Annotated in this window: 19 protein-coding genes; 8 read left to right on the top strand and 11 right to left on the bottom strand. The window is 71.2% G+C overall.

Features of this window, described 5'->3' with window-relative positions:
- Positions 1–87: 87 nt before the first annotated feature.
- Positions 88–1,482 carry an APC family permease gene (locus tag KIK09_RS11550; protein WP_275956084.1) on the top strand — a complete coding sequence of 465 codons (1,395 nt, stop codon included), beginning with the start codon at positions 88–90 and terminating at the stop codon, positions 1,480–1,482.
- Here the strand turns inward: KIK09_RS11550 and KIK09_RS11545 are convergent.
- On the bottom strand, positions 1,466–2,239 hold the full coding sequence (locus KIK09_RS11545; RefSeq protein ID WP_214318798.1) for a CPBP family intramembrane glutamic endopeptidase: 774 nt from the start codon (positions 2,237–2,239) through the stop codon (positions 1,466–1,468). The two genes, KIK09_RS11550 and KIK09_RS11545, sit on opposite strands and share 17 nt — an antisense overlap.
- Before the next feature lie 47 nt (positions 2,240–2,286).
- Between KIK09_RS11545 and KIK09_RS11540 the strand changes: the two genes are divergently transcribed.
- Positions 2,287–4,248 carry a polysaccharide lyase 8 family protein gene (locus KIK09_RS11540; protein ID WP_308164030.1) on the top strand — a complete coding sequence of 654 codons (1,962 nt, stop codon included), beginning with the start codon at positions 2,287–2,289 and terminating at the stop codon, positions 4,246–4,248.
- A gap of 127 nt (positions 4,249–4,375) precedes the next feature.
- Here the strand turns inward: KIK09_RS11540 and KIK09_RS11535 are convergent, their stop codons facing one another.
- A complete protein-coding gene (locus KIK09_RS11535) occupies positions 4,376–5,344 on the bottom strand; it encodes a zinc-binding alcohol dehydrogenase family protein (RefSeq protein WP_250572897.1) in 969 nt (322 codons plus the stop codon).
- 121 nt (positions 5,345–5,465) lie between these two features.
- Between KIK09_RS11535 and KIK09_RS11530 the strand changes: the two genes are divergently transcribed.
- From KIK09_RS11530 to KIK09_RS11520, 3 genes are all read left to right on the top strand, one after another.
- Entirely contained in the window at positions 5,466–5,774 is a 309-nt protein-coding gene (locus tag KIK09_RS11530; protein ID WP_214318797.1) for a putative quinol monooxygenase, read from the top strand.
- Between the two features lie 71 nt (positions 5,775–5,845).
- On the top strand, positions 5,846–6,838 hold the full coding sequence (locus KIK09_RS11525) for an NAD-dependent epimerase/dehydratase family protein (protein ID WP_308164029.1): 993 nt from the start codon (positions 5,846–5,848) through the stop codon (positions 6,836–6,838).
- On the top strand, positions 6,835–7,497 hold the full coding sequence (locus KIK09_RS11520) for a glycosyltransferase family 2 protein (RefSeq protein ID WP_214318796.1): 663 nt from the start codon (positions 6,835–6,837) through the stop codon (positions 7,495–7,497). Before KIK09_RS11525 ends, KIK09_RS11520 begins: the two co-directional genes overlap by 4 nt.
- A 24-nt stretch (positions 7,498–7,521) precedes the next feature.
- Here the strand turns inward: KIK09_RS11520 and KIK09_RS11515 are convergent, their stop codons facing one another.
- Positions 7,522–8,793, bottom strand: a complete 1,272-nt coding sequence (locus KIK09_RS11515) for a glycosyltransferase 87 family protein (RefSeq protein ID WP_214318795.1) — start codon at positions 8,791–8,793, stop codon at positions 7,522–7,524.
- Between the two features lie 304 nt (positions 8,794–9,097).
- Here KIK09_RS11515 and KIK09_RS11510 point away from each other — a divergent pair, with 304 nt between their 5' ends.
- Together KIK09_RS11510 and KIK09_RS11505 are read left to right on the top strand one after the other, a co-directional pair.
- Entirely contained in the window at positions 9,098–9,382 is a 285-nt protein-coding gene (locus KIK09_RS11510; RefSeq protein WP_214318793.1) for a hypothetical protein, read from the top strand.
- Positions 9,383–9,420: 38 nt separating this feature from the next.
- Positions 9,421–10,227 carry a TIGR03620 family F420-dependent LLM class oxidoreductase gene (locus tag KIK09_RS11505; protein ID WP_214318791.1) on the top strand — a complete coding sequence of 269 codons (807 nt, stop codon included), beginning with the start codon at positions 9,421–9,423 and terminating at the stop codon, positions 10,225–10,227.
- Here the strand turns inward: KIK09_RS11505 and KIK09_RS11500 are convergent.
- Both KIK09_RS11500 and KIK09_RS11495 read right to left on the bottom strand, forming a co-directional pair.
- Positions 10,185–11,534 (bottom strand): M1 family metallopeptidase, encoded by a 1,350-nt coding sequence (locus KIK09_RS11500; protein WP_214318789.1) that lies wholly within the window; start codon positions 11,532–11,534, stop codon positions 10,185–10,187. The genes KIK09_RS11505 and KIK09_RS11500 overlap by 43 nt on opposite strands.
- 22 nt (positions 11,535–11,556) lie before the next feature.
- Positions 11,557–12,876, bottom strand: a complete 1,320-nt coding sequence (locus tag KIK09_RS11495) for a serine hydrolase domain-containing protein (protein ID WP_214318788.1) — start codon at positions 12,874–12,876, stop codon at positions 11,557–11,559.
- Positions 12,877–12,969: 93 nt separating this feature from the next.
- Here KIK09_RS11495 and KIK09_RS11490 point away from each other — a divergent pair, with 93 nt between their 5' ends.
- Entirely contained in the window at positions 12,970–13,845 is an 876-nt protein-coding gene (locus KIK09_RS11490) for an aminoglycoside phosphotransferase family protein (protein ID WP_308164028.1), read from the top strand.
- Between the two features lie 220 nt (positions 13,846–14,065).
- On the opposite strand, the gene KIK09_RS11485 is transcribed toward KIK09_RS11490, so the two are convergent.
- From KIK09_RS11485 to KIK09_RS11460, 6 genes are all read right to left on the bottom strand, one after another.
- Positions 14,066–14,539: a carboxymuconolactone decarboxylase family protein gene (locus KIK09_RS11485; protein WP_214318787.1), complete on the bottom strand. Its 474-nt coding sequence runs from the start codon at positions 14,537–14,539 to the stop codon at positions 14,066–14,068.
- Between the two features lie 79 nt (positions 14,540–14,618).
- Positions 14,619–14,867 (bottom strand): hypothetical protein, encoded by a 249-nt coding sequence (locus tag KIK09_RS11480; RefSeq protein ID WP_214318786.1) that lies wholly within the window; start codon positions 14,865–14,867, stop codon positions 14,619–14,621.
- Complete coding sequence (locus KIK09_RS11475; RefSeq protein ID WP_214318785.1) at positions 14,867–15,304, bottom strand: hypothetical protein; 438 nt, start codon at positions 15,302–15,304, stop codon at positions 14,867–14,869. Before KIK09_RS11475 ends, KIK09_RS11480 begins: the two co-directional genes overlap by 1 nt.
- 61 nt (positions 15,305–15,365) lie before the next feature.
- A complete protein-coding gene (locus tag KIK09_RS11470) occupies positions 15,366–15,812 on the bottom strand; it encodes a MarR family winged helix-turn-helix transcriptional regulator (RefSeq protein WP_214319609.1) in 447 nt (148 codons plus the stop codon).
- 82 nt (positions 15,813–15,894) lie between these two features.
- A complete protein-coding gene (locus KIK09_RS11465; protein ID WP_214318783.1) occupies positions 15,895–17,175 on the bottom strand; it encodes a hypothetical protein in 1,281 nt (426 codons plus the stop codon).
- 14 nt (positions 17,176–17,189) lie between these two features.
- Positions 17,190–18,203: a LacI family DNA-binding transcriptional regulator gene (locus tag KIK09_RS11460; protein WP_214318781.1), complete on the bottom strand. Its 1,014-nt coding sequence runs from the start codon at positions 18,201–18,203 to the stop codon at positions 17,190–17,192.
- Positions 18,204–18,205 lie beyond the last annotated feature (2 nt).

Genomic DNA, 18,205 nt, shown 5'->3' with positions numbered 1-18,205 from the left:
CAATCAAAAAACTCAATAGGGCTTGACGCGGCTTATGCGGAGTTCTTTGATACCCAATCAAAGAACGGCCGCCCCCCAGGAGGCGTCATGGTCGACGTCCGGCATCCCCACCTCCATCGCGGACTCAAGGTTCTGGGAACCTTGTTCATCACCCTGTCCGCCATCACCCCCGCCTCGTCCGTCTTCATCATCGCGCCCGGCGTCATCGGCCAGGCGGGCACCGGCGCCTTCTGGGCGTACGTGCTCGCGGCCGTGGTGGGCGTCTTCATGGCCTTCGTCTACGCCGAGCTGGGCTCGGCCTACCCGCTCAGCGGCGGCGAGTACGCGATCGTGGCCCGCGTCTCCGGCAAGCCGGCCGGGTTCGTGGTGCTCGGCCTGTTCCTGGTCACGCAGCTGCTCATCATCGCGGTGATCGCGCTCGGCGTCGGCACCTACCTGTCGGTCGTCTTCCCGAGCCTGCACGCCCCCACCGTCGGCGCCGTCACCACGGTCCTGGCGACCGTGCTCGCGGTCTTCGACATCAAGCTCAACGCCTGGATCACCGGGATCTTCCTGGCCATCGAGATGATCGCGCTGGTCGTGGTGAGCCTGCTCGGTTTCCTCAAGCCGCAGCGCTCCTTCGCCGACCTGCTGCTGCACCCGGTCGCCGCGAGCGGCGACGGCACGGTCATCGCCGCCTCCGCCGGGCTCATCGGCGCCGCCACGGCTGTGGCGATCTTCTCCTACAACGGGTACGGCGCGGCCGTCTACCTGGGCGAGGAGCTCCAGGACGCCAAGCGCTCCATGGCCAGGACGATCCTGTGGGCGCTGGCCATCACCGTGGCCTCCGAGCTGATCCCGGTCACCGCCGTGCTCATCGGCGCGCCCGCGCTCAAGGACCTGTTCGGCGCCCAGAACATGATGAGCTACTTCGTCGGGGCCACCGCGGGGTCGACGCTGAACACGGTCATCAGCCTGGCCATCGTGGTCGCCATCCTCAACGCGGTGCTGGCGATCGTGCTGGTCACCGCCCGGATGGTGTTCTCCACCGGCCGCGACGGCACCTGGCCGGGGCCGGTCAGCCGGGCGCTGGCCGCCATCCACCCGCGCTTCGGCAGCCCGTGGATCGCCACGCTCGTCGCCGGGGTGATCGGCGCCGCCTTCTGCTACGTCGACGAGCACTTCCTGCTGGTCGTCACCTCGACCACGATCATCGCCATCTACGCCGCGCTGTGCCTGGCGACGATCGCCGGCCGCCGCAACGGCACCACCGCGCACGCCGGCTACCGGATGCCGGCCTTCCCGCTCGCGCCGATCCTGGCCCTGCTCGCCCTGGCCTACGTCGTCTACCGCAACTTCCTCGACCCGGTCGTCGGCCGGCCGAGCCTGATCGCCACCGTGGTGATCGCCGTCCTGTCCGCCGTGTACTACGTGCTCGTCCTGCGCCGCCGCTCGTGGGAGCTCACGGGCCCGGCCGAGGAGGCGCCTACGGAAGCCAGGTGACGCGCCCGTGGAGGGCGGCGTAGCCGGCGAACGCGACGGCGTCGATGAGCGTGTGGGCCACGACCAGCGGCATCGCCCTGCCCCAGCGCTGGTAGAGGCGGCCGAAGACCACGCCCATCACCACGTTGCCGACGAACCCGCCGAAGCCCTGGTAGAGGTGGTAGGACCCGCGCAGCACCGCCGACAGCGCGACCGCCCGCCACGGCCGCCAGCCCGCCTGGTCCAGGCGGTGCAGCAGGTAGCCGCTGACGACCACCTCTTCCAGGATCCCGTTCTGCGCCGCGGCCAGCAGCAGGACCGGGATCCGCCACCACACGTCGGGCAGCTGGCCGGGCACCACGGTCAGGTTGACGCCCGCGGCGTACACGATCAGGTAGAAGGCCAGGCCCGTGCCGCCGATCGCGGCGGCGAGCAGCGCGCCGCGGACCAGGTCGCGGCGGGGTTCGCGCAGGTCGACGCCGATGGTGCGCATCGACTCTCCCGACCTGACCAGCAGGTAGGCGACCAGCCCGACGGGGGCGACGGTGATCGCGATGTCGACCAGCTGCAACGCCAGGTCCAGCCAGGGCCGGCCGGGGGCCAGCGAGCCGACCAGGACGGCCTGCTGGCCCTTCAGCTGCTTGGGCGCCGTGAGCGCTCCGATGAGCCTGACCAGCGACACCAGCGCGCTGGCGCCCAGCGAGACCGACATCACGGCCAGGATCTCGGCCCTGATGAGCCTGGGCGCGAGCGTGAACGTCTCGGTCTCTGTGCGCATGGCCGCAGGGTAGCCGCACCCGCGTCCGTCCCGGGTAAGGTCCTTGCGTGACGGGCCTCACGCGGCGCGACTTCCTCCAGCTCGGCGCGGTTTCCGTGCTGCCGGCCGTACCGTCTGACGACTTCGGGACGATGCGGTCGCGGTGGCGGGAGATCTCGCTGGCCGGCGGGCCGGGGTCGGGCGTGGTGGCGATGGCGCGCCAGTACGCCAGGACCGGCGATGCGGCGCTGGGGCGGGCGGTGGCGGCCGAGATCGACCGGTACCGGCGGGAGGTCTACCACGCGGGTGCCGAGCCGGCGGGCAACTGGTGGACCTGGCAGATCGGGACCCCCAAGCGGCTGCTGGACGCGGCGGTGCTGATCGGGCCGTATCTGGGGGACGGGCGGCCACTGGCCGAGGCCGTGGACCACTTCGTGCCCGAGTGCGTGTTAGCCGACTACAGCGGCACCAGCACCGCGGCGAACCGGGTCGACCTGTGCCTGGTGACGCTGCTGCGGTCGATGCTGACCGGCGACGCGGGCAAGGCGGCGCTGGCGGTCTCGGCGCTGTCGCCGGTGTTCCGCTACGTGAGCGAGGGCGACGGGATCTACCGCGACGGGTCGTTCATCCAGCACTCGACCGTGCCCTATCAAGGCGAGTACGGGGTGGTGCTGCTGTCGGGGCTGGCGGCGATGTTCAAGCTGGTCCGCGGCACGCCGTGGGAGGTGACCGATCCGGCGCGGCACAACGTCCACGACACGGTGGAGCGGGGGTTCGCGCCGTTCGTGCACGCGGGCGCCTGCATGGACCTGGTGCGCGGGCGCGCGATCAGCAGGGCGCCGTCCGGCGACCGGCGCAGCGCCGCCAGGCTGGCGGCGGCGGTGTGGCTGCTCGGCGAGACGGCACCGCCGGCCGATCGCCGCAGGTGGCAGGCCATGGTCCGCAGGTGGGAGAGCGGGGCTCCCGAGCCGCCTGGGCACCGGCTGCTGCCGATGAGCGCCCGCGCCGTGCACAGGGCGGGAGGCTGGTGCGCCGCGCTCAGCATGTCCTCCTACCGGATCGCCCACTACGAGCACGGCAACGGCGAGAACCTGCGCGGCTGGCACACCGGCGCGGGGATGCTCTACTGGTGGGCCGAGGGGCACGCCGACCAGTACTCCGGGACGTTCTGGTCCACCGTCGACCCCTACCGGCTGCCCGGCACCACGGTCTCCACCAAGCGCCTGCCGGACGGCGCGGGCCAGGCGTGGGGCGGCGCCTGTCCGCCCGGCCGGTGGGTCGGCGGGGCCACCGACGGCGTCCACGCCACGGTCGGGCAGCACCTCAACGGGCTGGAGAGCACGCTCGAGGCATTCAAGTCGTGGATCTTCCTCCAGGACGCCGTGGTGTGCCTGGGCGCCGGGATCACCTGCGACGACGGCGTCCCGGTCGAGACCGTGGTGGACAACCGCCGCGCGACCACACCGCTGACGGTACGGCCGGCCTGGGCGTACCTGGCCGGGCACGGCGGATACGTCGTGATCGACGGCCGTCTGCGCACGCTGCGCGAGCGGGGTTACACCACGCTCTGGCTGGACCACGGCCTCGACCCCAGCTCGGCGAGCTACGTCTACCTGCTGATGCCCGGCGCCACCCGGGCGGCGACCGAGGCCCGCGCGGCCGACCCGAGCTGGGCCAGGGTGATCGCCAACACCGCTTACCAGCAGGGCATCCAGGTGCCGGGCCTGATCGCGGTGAACTTCTGGACAGCGGGCACCGCGGGCCCGCTGTCGGCCTCGGGCCCCTGCGCCGTGCTGGTGCGCGAGCACGGCGCCACGGCCACGATCACGGTGTCTGATCCCTGCCGCGACCTCGACGGCCTCACCGTGACCTGGGACCGCCCGGTCTCCCAGGTCCTGCGCGCCCATCCCCGGCTGACGAGCGCCACCACCGGACAGCGGCTCACGCTCACCTTCGGCCGCCTGTCGGACCGCGGCGGCGCCTCCCACCCGGTCACGGTGGCTCTGACACCGGAAACAGGATCGGGCTGAGGCTCCCGGTGCGGGCCATCACACCCCAGGGGAGGACCCATCATGAAGTCGGCGATCGTCAGCGGCGTGACCGGCCGATCGTGTGGACCCTGTTCCCGCTGTGGACGCTGCTCGTCGGCCTGCGTCCTTACGTGATGACGACCAGCTTGCCGTAGACCCGGTTGTGCTCCAGGTCGTCGTGGGCGCGCTGGATCTCGTCCATGCGGTAGACGGTCGCCGGGCCCAGGCTGAGCTCGCCTGAGGCGATCTGGTCCAGGAAGCGCTGCAGCACCGCGGGCGGCAGGTCCGCGGCCTCGCCGCCGTAGGCCGTGAGCCGGACGCCCGTCGGCAGGTAGCCGATCGGGTAGAAGTCGGGCACCGTCCACTGGTTGGACAGCATGCCGGTGAAGCACACCGTGCCGTGCACGGCGGTGGCGGCCAGCGTGTCGGGCAGCGTGGGCGTGCCCACCAGTTCGAGCGCGGCGTGCACGCCGCCGGGAACGATCGCGCGGACCTGGGCGGCGACGTTTCCGTCGTCGAGCAGCGGGTGGTCCACGCCCTGCTCGGCCAGCGCGGCGAGCCGGTCGCGGCTGCGGGAGGTGGCCAGGACCGTGGCGCCCAGGTCGCGGGCCAGCGCGGCGGCCGCGAAACCGACCCCCGAGGTGCCGCCGCGGATCAGCAGGCTCTGCCCCTTGCGCAGGTCGAGCCCGGTGGTGAGCGAGCCGTAGGCCGTCTGCAGCGTCTCGGGGACCTGCCCGAGCACCTCCCACGGCAGATCGGAGGAGAACGGGACCACCGTGGACCTGGGCACGAGGGTGTACTCGGCGTACCCGCCGTCGAACTGGCGGCCCATCCCGCCCATCATGGCCGCCACCTGCTGACCCGGCTCTAGATCGCTGTCGGGCGCGGCGTCGACCACGCCGACCGCCTCGATCCCGGGCACCCGCGGGAACGTCACGCCCACGGCCAGCCCGAGCCGGGTGTGCAACTCGGACCGGTTGATCCCGAAGGCCTTCACCCGGATACGGACCCAGCCCGGCCTGGGCTCAGGAACAGGCAGGTCCCTGAGCTGCAGGTTCTCGACCGGCCCGGGTTCGACAAGTACGACGGCACGCATGGCGCCGATCCTATTCATGCCGTTCTGACGTGCGCTGGCCTACCCGTTGGGGTTCCCTAAAGGAACTCTAGATGTTACGGTCATGGAGTCTCTTCAAGGAACTCCAGGCAGGGAGCATCAGATGTACGGAGCACTCGTCAGGCTCGTCATCAAACCGGGCAAGCGAGCCGAGTTCCTGGAGTTCTCGCGCTGGAACGTCCGGATGGCCAGGGAAACCGAGCCGGGCACGCTGCGACTCGACCTGTGGGAGGTCGAGGCTGAACCCGACGTGGTCTACGTCTACGAGGTCTACACGGACGAGCCCGCCTTCGAGCGTCACATCAAGAACGAACCGGTCCAGAAGTTCGGCGAGATCATGAACGACCTGATCGAAGGCTGGACCATGGTCATCCCCTTCGGGCACAGCGTCATGTCGAATCTGGACGAGTGATTCTTACGGGGTGCGAACGACACGCCCCCGGTGCTTCAGCCGGATGCGGTGGCCTGGTTACCGTCGGTTGCGTGAGGGTGTTGGTCACCGGCTCGGCCGGGTTCATCGGCGGGCATGTCGTGGCGGCGTTCGAGGGAGCCGGGCACGACGTGCGGGGGTTCGACCTGCGCGAGGGCGCAGACGTCAGGGACGAGGCGGCGCTGGATCAGGTGCTGCCGGGGGTGGCGCTGGTGGTGCATCAGGCCGCCAAGGTGGGGCTCGGGGTGGACGTGTCCGACCTGCCCGCCTACGCCTCGGCCAACGTGTACGGCACGGCCGTACTGCTCGCGGCGATGGCCAGGCACGGCGTCGAGCGGCTGGTGCTGGCCTCCTCGATGGTGGTCTACGGCGAGGGCGCCTACGACTGCGCCGAGCACGGCAGGGTGCGGCCGGGTCCGCGGGCCCGCGCCGACCTGGAGCGGGGCAGGTTCGAGCCGTCCTGCCCGGTGTGCGGGGCCGAGCTCCGGTACGCCACCATCGGCGAGGACGCGCCGACCGACCCGCGCAACGCCTACGCCACCACCAAGCTCGCCCAGGAGCACCTGGCCGCAGGATGGGCCCGCGAGACGGGCGGGACGGCGGTCGCGCTGCGCTACCACAACGTCTACGGGCCGCGGATGCCGCGCGACACCCCGTACGCGGGGGTGGCCGCGATCTTCCGGTCCGCGCTCGAGGCGGGCAGGGCGCCGCGGGTGTTCGAGGACGGCGGGCAACTGCGCGACTTCGTGCACGTGCGGGACGTGGCCAGGGCGAACCTGGCCGCCGCCGGCGCCGGATCCCCGGGGCGGCTGGTGGCCTACAACGTGGCGAGCGGGACCCCGCACACGGTCGGCGAGATGGCCGCCGCGCTGGCCGCTGCGCGGGGCGGGTCCGAGCCGGTGGTGACGGGGGAGTTCCGGCTGGGCGACGTCCGGCACATCGTCGCCTCGCCCGCCCTGGCCAGGGCCGAGCTCGGCTTCGCGGCCGAGATCGGGTTCGAGACCGGGATGAAGGAGTTCGCCACGGCGCCGCTGGGGGAGTCATGAACGTGGACGTGGTGCTGCCGTGCCTGGACGAGGAGGCCGCGCTGCCGTGGGTGCTCGAGCGCATCCCGCCCGGCTTCACCCCGATCGTGGTCGACAACGGCTCCACCGACGCCACCGCCAAGGTCGCGGCCGACCTGGGCGCCCGGGTGGTCGGCGAGCCGCGCCGGGGCTTCGGCGCCGCCTGCCACGCGGGGCTGCTGGCGGCGACGGCTGAGCTGGTGTGCTTCATGGACGCCGACGCCTCGCTGGATCCCCGTCAGCTGCCCGAGGTCGTCGCGCCTGTCGCGGCCGGGGAGGCCGATCTGGTGCTCGGGCGGCGGGTGCCCGAGCCGGGGGCGTGGCCTGCGCACGCCCGGCTCGGCAACATGGTGCTGGCCTGGAACCTGCGCCGACGGGCGGGCGTGCGCGTGCGCGATCTGGGGCCGATGCGGGCCTGCTCGCGGGCCGGGTTGCTGGCGCTCGGGCTGACCGACCGCCGGTTCGGCTACCCGCTGGAGATGGTGCTGCGGGCCGCGGCCCATGGCTGGCGGATCGCCGAGGTGGACGTGGCCTACCTGCGCCGCCGGGGCCGCTCCAAGGTCACCGGCACGCTCCGCGGCACCGCCCGCGCGATCTCCGACATGCGCCGCGTGATGAACGGCCCGCCGGCCGCTTCATGAACGACCGCTGACCGGCCGGCCGCTTCATGATCGACGCTGACCCGCCAGCCGTTTGACGAAGGGTCGCTGACCCGCCAGCCGCTTGATGGAAGGCCACTGGCCTGCAAGGACCGCGGCGGCCGCCAGTGTGTAGGCCAGGGTCGCCGGGCCACCCAGGTAGGCGATGCCGCCGGCCAGCGGCACGCCGAGCCACTCCCACCGGCCGTCCATCGCCGCCAGCGCGACCACGAGCAGCGCGTACCAGGAGTAGCCCGGGGTGAACAGCAGCAGCAGGGAACCGGTCACCAGCAGGGCGCCGTGCCACGGGCGGTCGGGCTCGCCGTACCGCAGCACGTAGAGCGTGACGGCGGCCAGCGCGACGATCGCGGCCACCGGCGCCCACGAGTCGGGCAGCAGCAGCCGCAGCACCGCGTACCGGTCGCCGGCGGAGGGCGCCGAATAGTGCTCCTCCTGGACGTAACCGAACAGGTAGCCGAGCACGGAGGACCGCGAGACGAGCACGTACGGCAGGTAGGCCAGCGCCACGACCAGCGCGGCGGGCACCGTGATCGCCAGGATCCGCCGCCAGTCCACCCCGCGGCGCAGCACGCCGGACAGGGCGCCTGGCAGCGTGGCCACGGGCAGCAGCTTGGCCGCGATCGCCGCGCCGAGCAGCGCCCCCCGTCCGCGGTTGACGCTGAAGGCGAGCACGACCAGCAGCACCGCCAGCGTGTCGACGTGCGCGTTGTTGACGGCTTCGATGGGTACGGCAGGGCACCACGCCCACGCGGCGGCCCGCCGTACCCCTGAGGCCCGGCACAGCGCGAGCAGCACGGCGACGGCCAGCAGCGCGCCGCCGACCTGGAGCGGCTTGTGGCGCGTGCCGGCGGGCGAGAGCCAGTGCACGACCAGGAAGTAGCCCTCGGCGACCGGCGGGTAGATCGTGTGCACGGTGGGCCGGTTGATCCGGGTGCAGCCGCCGCAGCCGGGCGGGAAGAGCCAGCCGTCGCGCAGCGGGGCCAGCGCCGGGTCAGCGGGGGCGTGGTCGTAGGGGGAGATGCCGGCGGCCTGCACGCGGCCGTCCCAGGCGTAGCGGTAGGAGTCGGTGCTGGTGCTCGGCGGGCCGGCCAGGCCGGTGGCGATGACGGCCAGGCCGCCGCCGATCACCAGGAGCTTCAGGTGGCGGCCGTGCCGCGACAGCCACAGGGCGGCGGCGAACAGCGCCCACGCGGCCAGGTACCAGCCGAGCAGGCCGGGCCCGCCGAGCGCCAGCCTGACGAGCACGGCCACCAGCGCCAGGAGCGCGACCACTGCCATGAGGCGAGCCTCGCATGCCTGACCTGCAAAAACGCCATCACGAGGTAGATCGTCCGTACTCTGTAAGAAGTCACCACTCCGCGAGGCTGCCATCGTCGCGGCACCAGACCGGCGACCGCCACCGGTGGCCGACCTCGGCCGCCCGCTCGACGGCGGCGGCGTCCACCTCGATGCCGAGCCCTCGTCGGTGAGTTCGCCGCCTTGCCCGCGAACCTCACACACGCATCGTCGATGCATCGCGAATGTATTAACCGGGGCGTGCAAGCTCGTGTCCGTAGCCGAAACGAACCACCTGGAGGACCCGATGACCGCCGTTCGCACCCACATCTACTCCGTCGACCCGGCCAACCTGGACGAGCTGATCGTCCGCCGCGGCGCACTGATCGCCGCGGTGCGCGCCAAGCACCCCGGCCTGTCGGACACCCGGCTCATCGCACTGGAGGACGGCACCTACTCCGACACCTGGCACTGGGACAGCGTCGAGCAGCTCGTCGCGGCCCTGCGGGACATCCCCAACCTCCCCGAGGCCCCGCTGGCCATGTCCCTCACCCAGAACGCCACCGCCCAGAACGGCCGCGTCATCGACTAGCTTGCCCTCAACTGCGGTTGAGGTTTTAGCGTGGCCGCATGACTCGACTGAATCTTGGCCGCATCGGTGTGGGCCTGAACGTGACCGACACCTACCTTGACGACGCCGCCGAGCTCGAGCGGCTCGGCTACTCGACGATCTGGCTGCCGGGTGGGCAGCTGCGGACGCTTGACCCGCTCGGCGCTGTGATCGGGGCGACCGAGCGGGTGACGGTCGCCAGCTCCATCATCCCGACGGGCCTCTATGACGCCTCCACCGTGATCGAGACGTATTCCGCCGTTGAGAAGGAGCACCCTGGGCGCTTCCTGGTGGGGCTCGGGGGACGGCAGGAGCCGCGGCAGCTCGCGGCGCTGGAGGCCTACCTGGACGAGCTCGACCCGGTCATCCCGGCCGAGCGCCGGATGCTGGCGGCGATGGGCCCGCGCAAGCTCGCCATGGCCCGTGACCGTACGGCGGGCTCGCTGCCGCTGCTGGTCACGCCCGAGTACACGGCGCGGGCGCGGGAGATCCTGGGTGAGGACTCGACCCTGGTCATCAACCAGTTCGTGGTCCCTTCGACGGATCCCGCGGAGGCCAGAGCACTGATCAGGACGCCGCTGTCCTTCCTGTCGAAGATCGGCGGGTACGTGGCCAGCTTCCGCTCCCAGGGCTTCACCGACGAGGACATCTCCAGGCTGAGCGATCGCCTCGTGGACGCCGTGGCCTCCTGGGGCACTCTCGAGCGGATCAGCGCCGACGTGGACGCTCACTTCGACGCCGGTGCCGACCAGGTGGCCATCAACGTCCTCCTCCCCGACCCACGTCAGGGCTGGCGGGAGCTGGCGAATGTGCTCATCCGGCCGTGAGGTCGCCCTTTGGTGAACAGCCACGTGCGGAACAGTGTGTCCAGCCGCTTGCCTGAGATCTTCTCCGCCAGCGCGACGAACTCCGGCGTCGACCCGTTGCCGTAGCGGTGCCGGGTGGCCCAGGCGCGCACGATCGCGAAGAAGTCCCTGTCGCCCACGGTGTCGCGCAGCGCCTGCAGGGTCATCGCCCCTCGGTTGTAAACCGGGTCGTCGAACAGGTGCTCGCGTCCCGGGTCGCCCGGCAGGATCCGCCAGTCGGTCCTGGCGTACGCCTCGGCGGCCTGCTGTCTGGCGGTGGCCTTGCCGAGGTGCTCGGACCACATCCACTCGGCGTAGGTGGCGAAGCCCTCGTTCAGCCAGATGTCGCGCCAGGAGCGCACCGACACCGAGTCGCCGAACCACTGGTGCGCGTTCTCGTGCACCACGGTCGTCAGGTCGGCAGCGCCGCTGCGATAGACGGGCCTGGTCTGGAACTCCTCGGCGTCCTCCGAGTCGTCCCCGGCCACCACGATCCCGCCCTCGGCCTCGAACGGGTAGGGCCCGAAGAGGCTCTCCTCCCAGGCCAGCACCTCCGGCGTCCGCTCGAGGCTGTCCTGCGCGGCCTTCCGCATCGACTTGCTCAGCCTGCGGTCGTAGGCGGTCACGATGGGCCGGCCGTCGGGGGCGGTGCCGCGCTTGATCGCGTAGTGGCCGATGGCCAGCGTCTGCAGGTAGCTCGCCTGCGGCCGGGAGCCGTGCCAGTGCCACGTGGTCGACCCGCTGTGCCTGTCGGTGCCTTTCAGCACGCCGGTGGAGATCACCTGGGTGCCGTCGGGCACGGTCACCGACACGTCGTAGGTGGCCTTGTCCCGCGGGTGGTCGTTGCACGGGAACCACGCCGAGGCGATGTGCGGCTCGGCCGTCGAATACGCCCCGTCCGGGGTGGCCTTCCAGGGGCGCTCGCCGTCGATCACCACCCTGGACGGCACCCCCGAGTACCGCACCTCCACGCTGAACGGCCTACCGGCGGGCAACGCGGCCTCCGGCGTCACGACCAGCTTGCCGCCCCGCCGTACCAGTCCCGCCTGCACCCCGTTCACCCGCGCCTCACTCGCGTCGAGCCGGAAGTCGAAACTCACGCGCCGTAGATCCCGCGTGGCGCTCGCCCGGATCACCGCCGTCCCCGCCAGCCGATCCGCCCCGGGCTGGTAGCGCAGATCCAGCCGGTAATGGCTCACGTCATAGCCCGCGTTCCCGTCAGCGGGAAAGTACGGATCGCCGATGCCGGACAACAACACGGCGACCGCCAGAGTGCTCACCCATGCCATGCCCATGATTGTTCCGTGGATGTCACGTCCGATTGAAGAGGCGGCCGGCCAGGTCGACGCCGGTGATCGTGCCGGTGGCGTCGCGGGTGAAGAAGCCGCGCTGGCCCTTGAAGGCGCCTTCGATGATCACGTACTCGTCCGTGTCGCCCGGCAGCAGGCCGAACGGGAACGGGGCATGGTCCTGGGGCAGTTCGGTGTCGGCGGCGGCGCGGATCTCGGGCCTGATGCGGACCTCGATGGCCGGCTCCTGCCCGTCGGCGGTGATGGTGAGTGTCATAGCGTCGATGTCGTAGGTGCCGACGATCTCCTCGAAGCGCGCGGCGTCGAAGGGGATCGGCTCCGGGTCACGGTCGATCACGCCCAGGTAGTGCTCCAGCGCCCAGCGGACGATCGCCTGGTCGAACGGGATGCCGTTCGGGCCGGCGTTGGACACCACGACGACCGCGAAGTCGCGCTCCGGCACCAGGAGCAGCTCGCCGAACATCCCGTTGGCCGACCCGCCGTGCCCGACCGTGCGCACGCCGTCGACGTCGCGCAGGAACCAGGCGGTGCCGATGGCGTCGCCCAGCGAGCTGGCCCGCAGCGCCACCGTCGGCTCCCGCATCCCGCGCAGCGTGGCGTCGCCCTCCAGGTGGTAGCGGGCCCACCGCAGCTGGTCGGCCACCGAGGACACGAGGCCGCCGCCCGGGTTGTTGGCCCGCGTCCCCTTCCACGGCCGCGCCACGGACAGCGTCCCGTCCTCGCCGAGGTTGTGCCCCACGGCGAACCGCCTGGTGATGACGTCCTGGGCCGCGAAGAAGCTGTTCTCCAGCCCCGCCGGCCCGAGCACCAGCTCGGCCACGGCCTTCTCGTACGGCAGGCCGGTGACGTTCTCGATGACCCGCCCCACCAGGTTGTAGCCCGCCTGGCTGTAGGAAGCGCGGGTCCCGGGCGGCGCGATGAGCTCCCCCATCTTCCTCACGTAGGCGGCCAGCGCGTCGTCGCCCTCGCCGGTGTCCACGATGACCGCCCAGTCCAGGCCCGCGGTGTGGTTGAGCAGCCGTCCCACGGTCACCTGCTCGTCGTCCAGCGGGAACTCGGGCACGTACCGGCGCACCGGCGCGTCCAGCTCGACCTTGCCCGCTTCGACCAGGCGCATCAGCGCGGTCGCCGTGTACGTCTTGGTGATCGAGGCGAGCTGGAAGAGCGTGTTCTCGTCGACGGCCAGCGGGTTCTCGATGCTCGTCACGCCGTGGCAGGCATAGATCTCCTCGCCCCCCACCCACACGCCGACAGCGGCCCCCGGAATGCCGAACTCCTCAGCGGCGGCCCGGATGAACTCAGCAAGCTTCTCGTGTGACATCCCCTTGTTCCTTCCTTCTCGGATGTCCCCAACGATGCTCGCGCCCGCTGTCACGGTGCTGATGCCGTGCTGTTACGCGTATATGGTCGCCAGGTGGCTCCCAACCCGATGCCCGCCGCCGAAGTGGACGTCACCGCCGACCTGGTCAGGCGGCTGCTCGCCGACCAGCATCCCGATCTGGCCGATCTGGCGATCGAGCCGCTGGCCAACGGGTGGGACAACGTCATGTTCCGGCTGGGGCCCTCGCTGGCCGTACGGCTGCCGCGACGCGAGGTGGCAGCGAGACTGCTGGCCAACGAGCAGCAGTGGCTACCGCAGCTCGCGCCGCACCTGCCGCTGCCGATCCCGGCTCCCACCCGGATCGGTCGTCCCGCACTCGGCTATCCGTGGCCGTGGAGCGTCGTCTCCCTGCTACCCGGCCGGATCGCCTGGCACAACCCGCCCGCCTGGGACGACGCCGCCCGAACCCTGGCCACCTTCCTGCGCGCTCTCCACACCCCCGCCGCCCCTGATGCCCCCGCCAACCCGTTCCGCGGCATCCCCCTGGCGGCCCGCAGCGACGTGGACACCAAGAACCTGCACACCCTCGGCGACCTCGTCGACACCCCCGCCGTGCGCCGCGTCCGGGACGCCGCCCTGGCCGCCCCCCGCTGGCCGGGCCCACCCGTCTGGCTCCACGGCGACCTCCACCCCGCCAACATCCTCGTCAACGACGCCCGGATCACCGGCATCATCGACTTCGGCGACCTCACCGCCGGCGACCCGGCCACGGACCTGTCGGTCGCCTGGATGCTCCTACCCCCGGACCACCACGACACCTTCCGCACAACCTACAAAGCGGACCCCCACACCTGGACCCGCGCCCGAGGCTGGGCCCTCGCCCTCTCCCTCGCCTTCCTGTCCCACTCCTCCGACCACCCCCTGATCGCCCAGATAGGCCACCAAACCCTCACCGCCACCCTCGCCTGACTTCTTGCTTCTGTACGGCAAGCCGCCCCACCGGCCGCCCGCCGTACTTCGGTTGAGGGCCTGTGACCGGCGCCGGCGGCGAGTCGGGGACGGTTGCCCGCCGCTACGGCGCTTCGGGAGGCAGGGTTAGGCCCAGTTGCGTGCCCGCCGTACTTCGGGCTGAGGGGCGGCGGGTCGGGGACGGGCGCCGCCGCTACGGTGCTTCGGGGGTTGGGGTTGGTCAGCTCCACTGGCCGGGCTGGTAGTCGCCGGCGGGCTGCTGGATGATCACGTTCATGCGGTTATAGGCGTTGATCAGGGCGATCAGTGACACCAGGGCGGCGAGCTGGTCCTCGTCGTAGTGCTTGGCGGCCTTCGCCCAGGTTTCGTCGCTGACACCGCCGGCGGCGTCAGCGATGCGGGTGCCCTCCTCGGTGAGTTCGAGCGCGGCCCGCTCGGCATCGGTGAAGACCGTCGACTCGCGCCAGGCGGCGATCAGGTTCAGCCGAGTCTGGGTCTCGCCCGCGTGCGCCGCGTCCTTGGTGTGCATGTCGGTGCACATCGCACAGGCGTTGATCTGGCTGGCCCGGATCTTCACCAGCTCCTGCGTGGCGGCCGGCAGCGTCGAGTCGGCCACGACCTTGCCCGCGGAGTTGATGTACTTCGCGAACTTGGCCGCGACGCCGTTGCCGTAGAAGTTGAGCCGTGCGTCCATCGTGATCTCCTTGCTTACCTGCGGTTTCATCTTTCTGACGGAACCGCGCGGCGCATTGTGACAGGGCTCTTTCTGTGACCTACGTCTCGTTCGCCGACCTGAGCCGTCGCAACGCGAGAGCCCCGCCGATACCGGGGATCCAGGCCAGCCACCTGACCCCGGCGACGGCCGACGTCATCGACGCCGCCGCGATCACCGCGACGTAGGACATGCCGTGCAGGGACCCGACCAGACTGCTGACCGGCTTGGCGTGCACGGTGAACAGGTTGACCAGCAGGACCACGAGGGACAGCGCCTCGAAGGCCGCCGCGATTCTCAGTACGCGCATCACGCCCCCGGCTTCACGATCATGAGCACGACGATGACCGCCCACACCAGGTTGTAGAACCCCGCGAGCATGGACAGCGTGCGCAGCTTCGCCGCGTCGCCCGGTGTCGCGAGCGCCTCCCGCTGGCGCGGATAGATCTGCGTGGCCAGCAGCACCCCGGCCACCGCGGTGAGCACCATCGACACGGTCACCCACGCCTCGCCCATCCGCCCCTGGACGAACGCCAGCACGATCCCGACCACCGGAACGATCAGCCCGAGCGCCGTGTACCCACGGGTGATGCGATGCAGCACGCCCGCGACGGCCGCACTCCGCTCACCCGCGCCATCGGCGGCGGCGACCGGCGCGTACCGGGGGAACAGGCTGGTCGCGACGGCCGAGCCGCCGACGAACACGATGCCGGCGATCACATGCACCGACAGCAGGACATGATCCATAGGATCTCCTCCGACCTTCAGGATGCCTGAAGCCTAGCGAAAGCTTCAGCCGCCCTGAAGGTCAGGCCTTCGAGTCGAGCATCTCGCGGAAAGCTGTCAGCACTGCCTCCCCCAATCGCCGCTGGATCGGATCCGCCTCCGCCCCGAAGAGCCGCTCGTCAACCCCCGTCACGACCTCCTGAGCCGCCTGGAGCAGCCGAGCCCCGTCATCCGTGATCTCGATCGCCGACGCCGACCCGGCCCGCGCGGTCAGATCACGCACGAGCCCCGCCTTCACCAGCCCTTTCACCGCGGCATGCACGGTCTGCACGGTGATCCCCGACATCCGGGCCAGGTCGCTGAAGGACGCCCCGGACACGCTCGCGATGTGCCCGAGCAGCCCGAGCTTGCTGACGGTGAGATCCAACGGCGCCAACGCCGCGTTCAACTCGGCCTCGACCCGCCGCGCCAACGTCAACACCACGATCGAGGCACTCGAAACCGGCGGCCTGCTCTCCCTGCTCACCAGACAAGTCTCTACTGAATCCGGCGGAGTTCGTCGGACCGTAGTACAAGCATGATGACGGCGACGTTAGGACCCGCCGCCCGGATCACTCGGTCCGTGACAGTGTTTTGACCGCCCCGGGGGCGAGCGGCTCGCCGTACCAGGTGTAGGTGACGTCGGTGGACAGGTTGGTCAGGGTGGTCGTGCCGTGTTCGTGCCGTACGGCGATGCGGCCGCGCCCGACGGGGATCCCGCGGACCTCCAGCCAGTCGACGCCGACCGGCAGCTTGGGGTTGATCTCGACGGCCCCGTGCGGTGCGTCCGGCCGTATCCCGAGCATGCCGGCCACGATCTGGCTGACCAGCGTGAAGGAGACCTCCGGGTAGTCGCCGTTGAGCCCGCCCGCGACGTGCGGGACGTCGCGGGCGGCGAAGATCTCCCGCATCCACTTCCAGGCGGTGTCGGGCCGGCCGTGGCGGAAGAAGACGTCGGGCAGGTAGGTGATCGCCTCGATGTTGTCGGCGCGGCCGTGGGCGTCGACGAGGTCGAGGTAGCTCTCGTTGCGCGGCCCGGCGTCGATGAGGTTCTTCAGCGGCATGAACACGCTGTTCTCGCCGCCCCAGCCGGTGACGGCGCGGCCGTCCACGGTGTAGCCCCTGACCATGTCCTGGCCGCTGCCCGTGCCGCTCCACACCTGGTTGAAGTGCCGCTTGAGGTCGGCGGCCTTACGCGCGAACGGCTCATGGCCCAGTCCCGCCATCGCCAGGTAGGCCTGATAGCGGGTGGCCAGCGTGTCGCCCGCCTCGGCCAGGGGCTCGCCACTGAGCTCGTTGTAGGTGGCGACCCCGTCGAAGATGCCGCCGCCCGTGCCCCGCGCGGTGTCCGCGAAGGGGCCCGTGGTGTTCAGGTAGAAGGCGCGCAGGACCGGGTCACTCACATAGTGGGTGTCACCGGTCCACCGGTAGGCCGTCTCGGCGGCCTCCACCAGTTCGAAGACCGCGGGGATCTCCCTGACGAACCGGTCGGGACCGTGGTAGTCGATGGCCAGGTAGGAGCCGTCGAAGTTGAACGCCCAGACCGGGTAGTGCCCGTGCTCGGGCGTGGCCGAGGCGGCGAAGCACCGCAGCATGGCCAGGTTGGCCTCGTCGAGGCCGAGCAGGTGGGCACCGGTGAGCTGGTGGACGAAGTCGCGGGAGTAGAACCCGCTGCGGTGGGCGTAACCGGCCCAGTACGACGGCAGGTACACGCCGGTGCCCGTGCCGCCGGGCGTGTACTCGTCGACGTCGACCGGGCCGACGCTGCCGCCTTCGTGCGCCCAGCTCAGCGCCTTGCGGCAGGCCCAGTCGAACATCTCCACGAGCTCGGGAGAGGAGGAAGTCAGCTGCATGAACGATCAAATCCTTAGGAGACACTCGCCCGGACGACCGGCTCCGCAGGCAGCAACAGCCCGGCCTCGGGCCGCACCTGCTCCTCGATGAGCTGCAGCAGGCGGCTGACCAGGGCGTCGGCCAGGCGCCGCAGCGGCAGCCGCACCGTGGTCAGCGGCGGCTGCAGGAGCCGGGCATAGGGCATGTCGTTGAAACCGGTCACAGCAAGATCGGTGCCGACGGTCAGTCCCTCGGCCTGGGCGGCCGCGTAGACGCCCGGCGCCAGCCAGTCGTCCACCAAAACCAGCGCCGTCGGCCGCGGCCGGCGCCGCAGCAGCGTCTGCGCCACGTCGATGACCTCGTCCGGTTGCTCGGCGGTGGCCTCGTGGGCCACCAGGGAGAAGCGGCGCACCCCGGTGCGGAAACCCTCGGCGCGGTGGCGCAGCCAGGGCAGATCCGCCGACATGCCCAGGAAGGCCAGCCGCCGGTGCCCGCGCTCGGCCAGCATCCCGACCACGTCGATCATCGCCTGCACCGAGTCGACGTCCACCCACGACTGCGGCAGCTCGGGCTCGGTCCGGCCGAACACCACGAACGGGAAGCCCACCTCGCTCAGGAACCGCACCCGGGCGTCGCCCTCGAGCACGTCCGACAGCAGGAAGGCGTCGGCCGTCCGCGCCGCGATGACCTCCTCGAGCGCGCGCACCGCCTCCTGCCCAGGGCGCGGCCGCACCAGCAGTATCCGGTAGCCGGCCGCGCCCGCCGCCGACACCAGCGCCTCCAGGAAGCCGCTCATCAGGGCGTTCGGGTTGGCCGGGTCGGTCTCCGGCGTGGTGTAGGCGAACACCTTCCTGGTCCCCGAGCGCAGGCTGCTCGCCGACTGGTCGGGCTGGTAGCCCATCTCCTCGATCAGCGCCGTCACCCGCTCCAGCGTCTCGGCCCGCAGCCGGTGCGGAGCCCTGAGTGCGTTGGAGACGGTCTGCCGGGACACACCGGCCGCGCGGGCGACGTCCTCGATGCTCACTCCGCGGGCCCGGCGTGCTGGCATCT

Source organism: Nonomuraea sediminis (assembly GCF_018531495.1).
Lineage (GTDB): Bacteria > Actinomycetota > Actinomycetes > Streptosporangiales > Streptosporangiaceae > Nonomuraea > Nonomuraea sediminis.
Note: the sequence above shows the minus strand (reverse complement) of the source record. Positions and strands in the feature narration are given on the sequence as shown.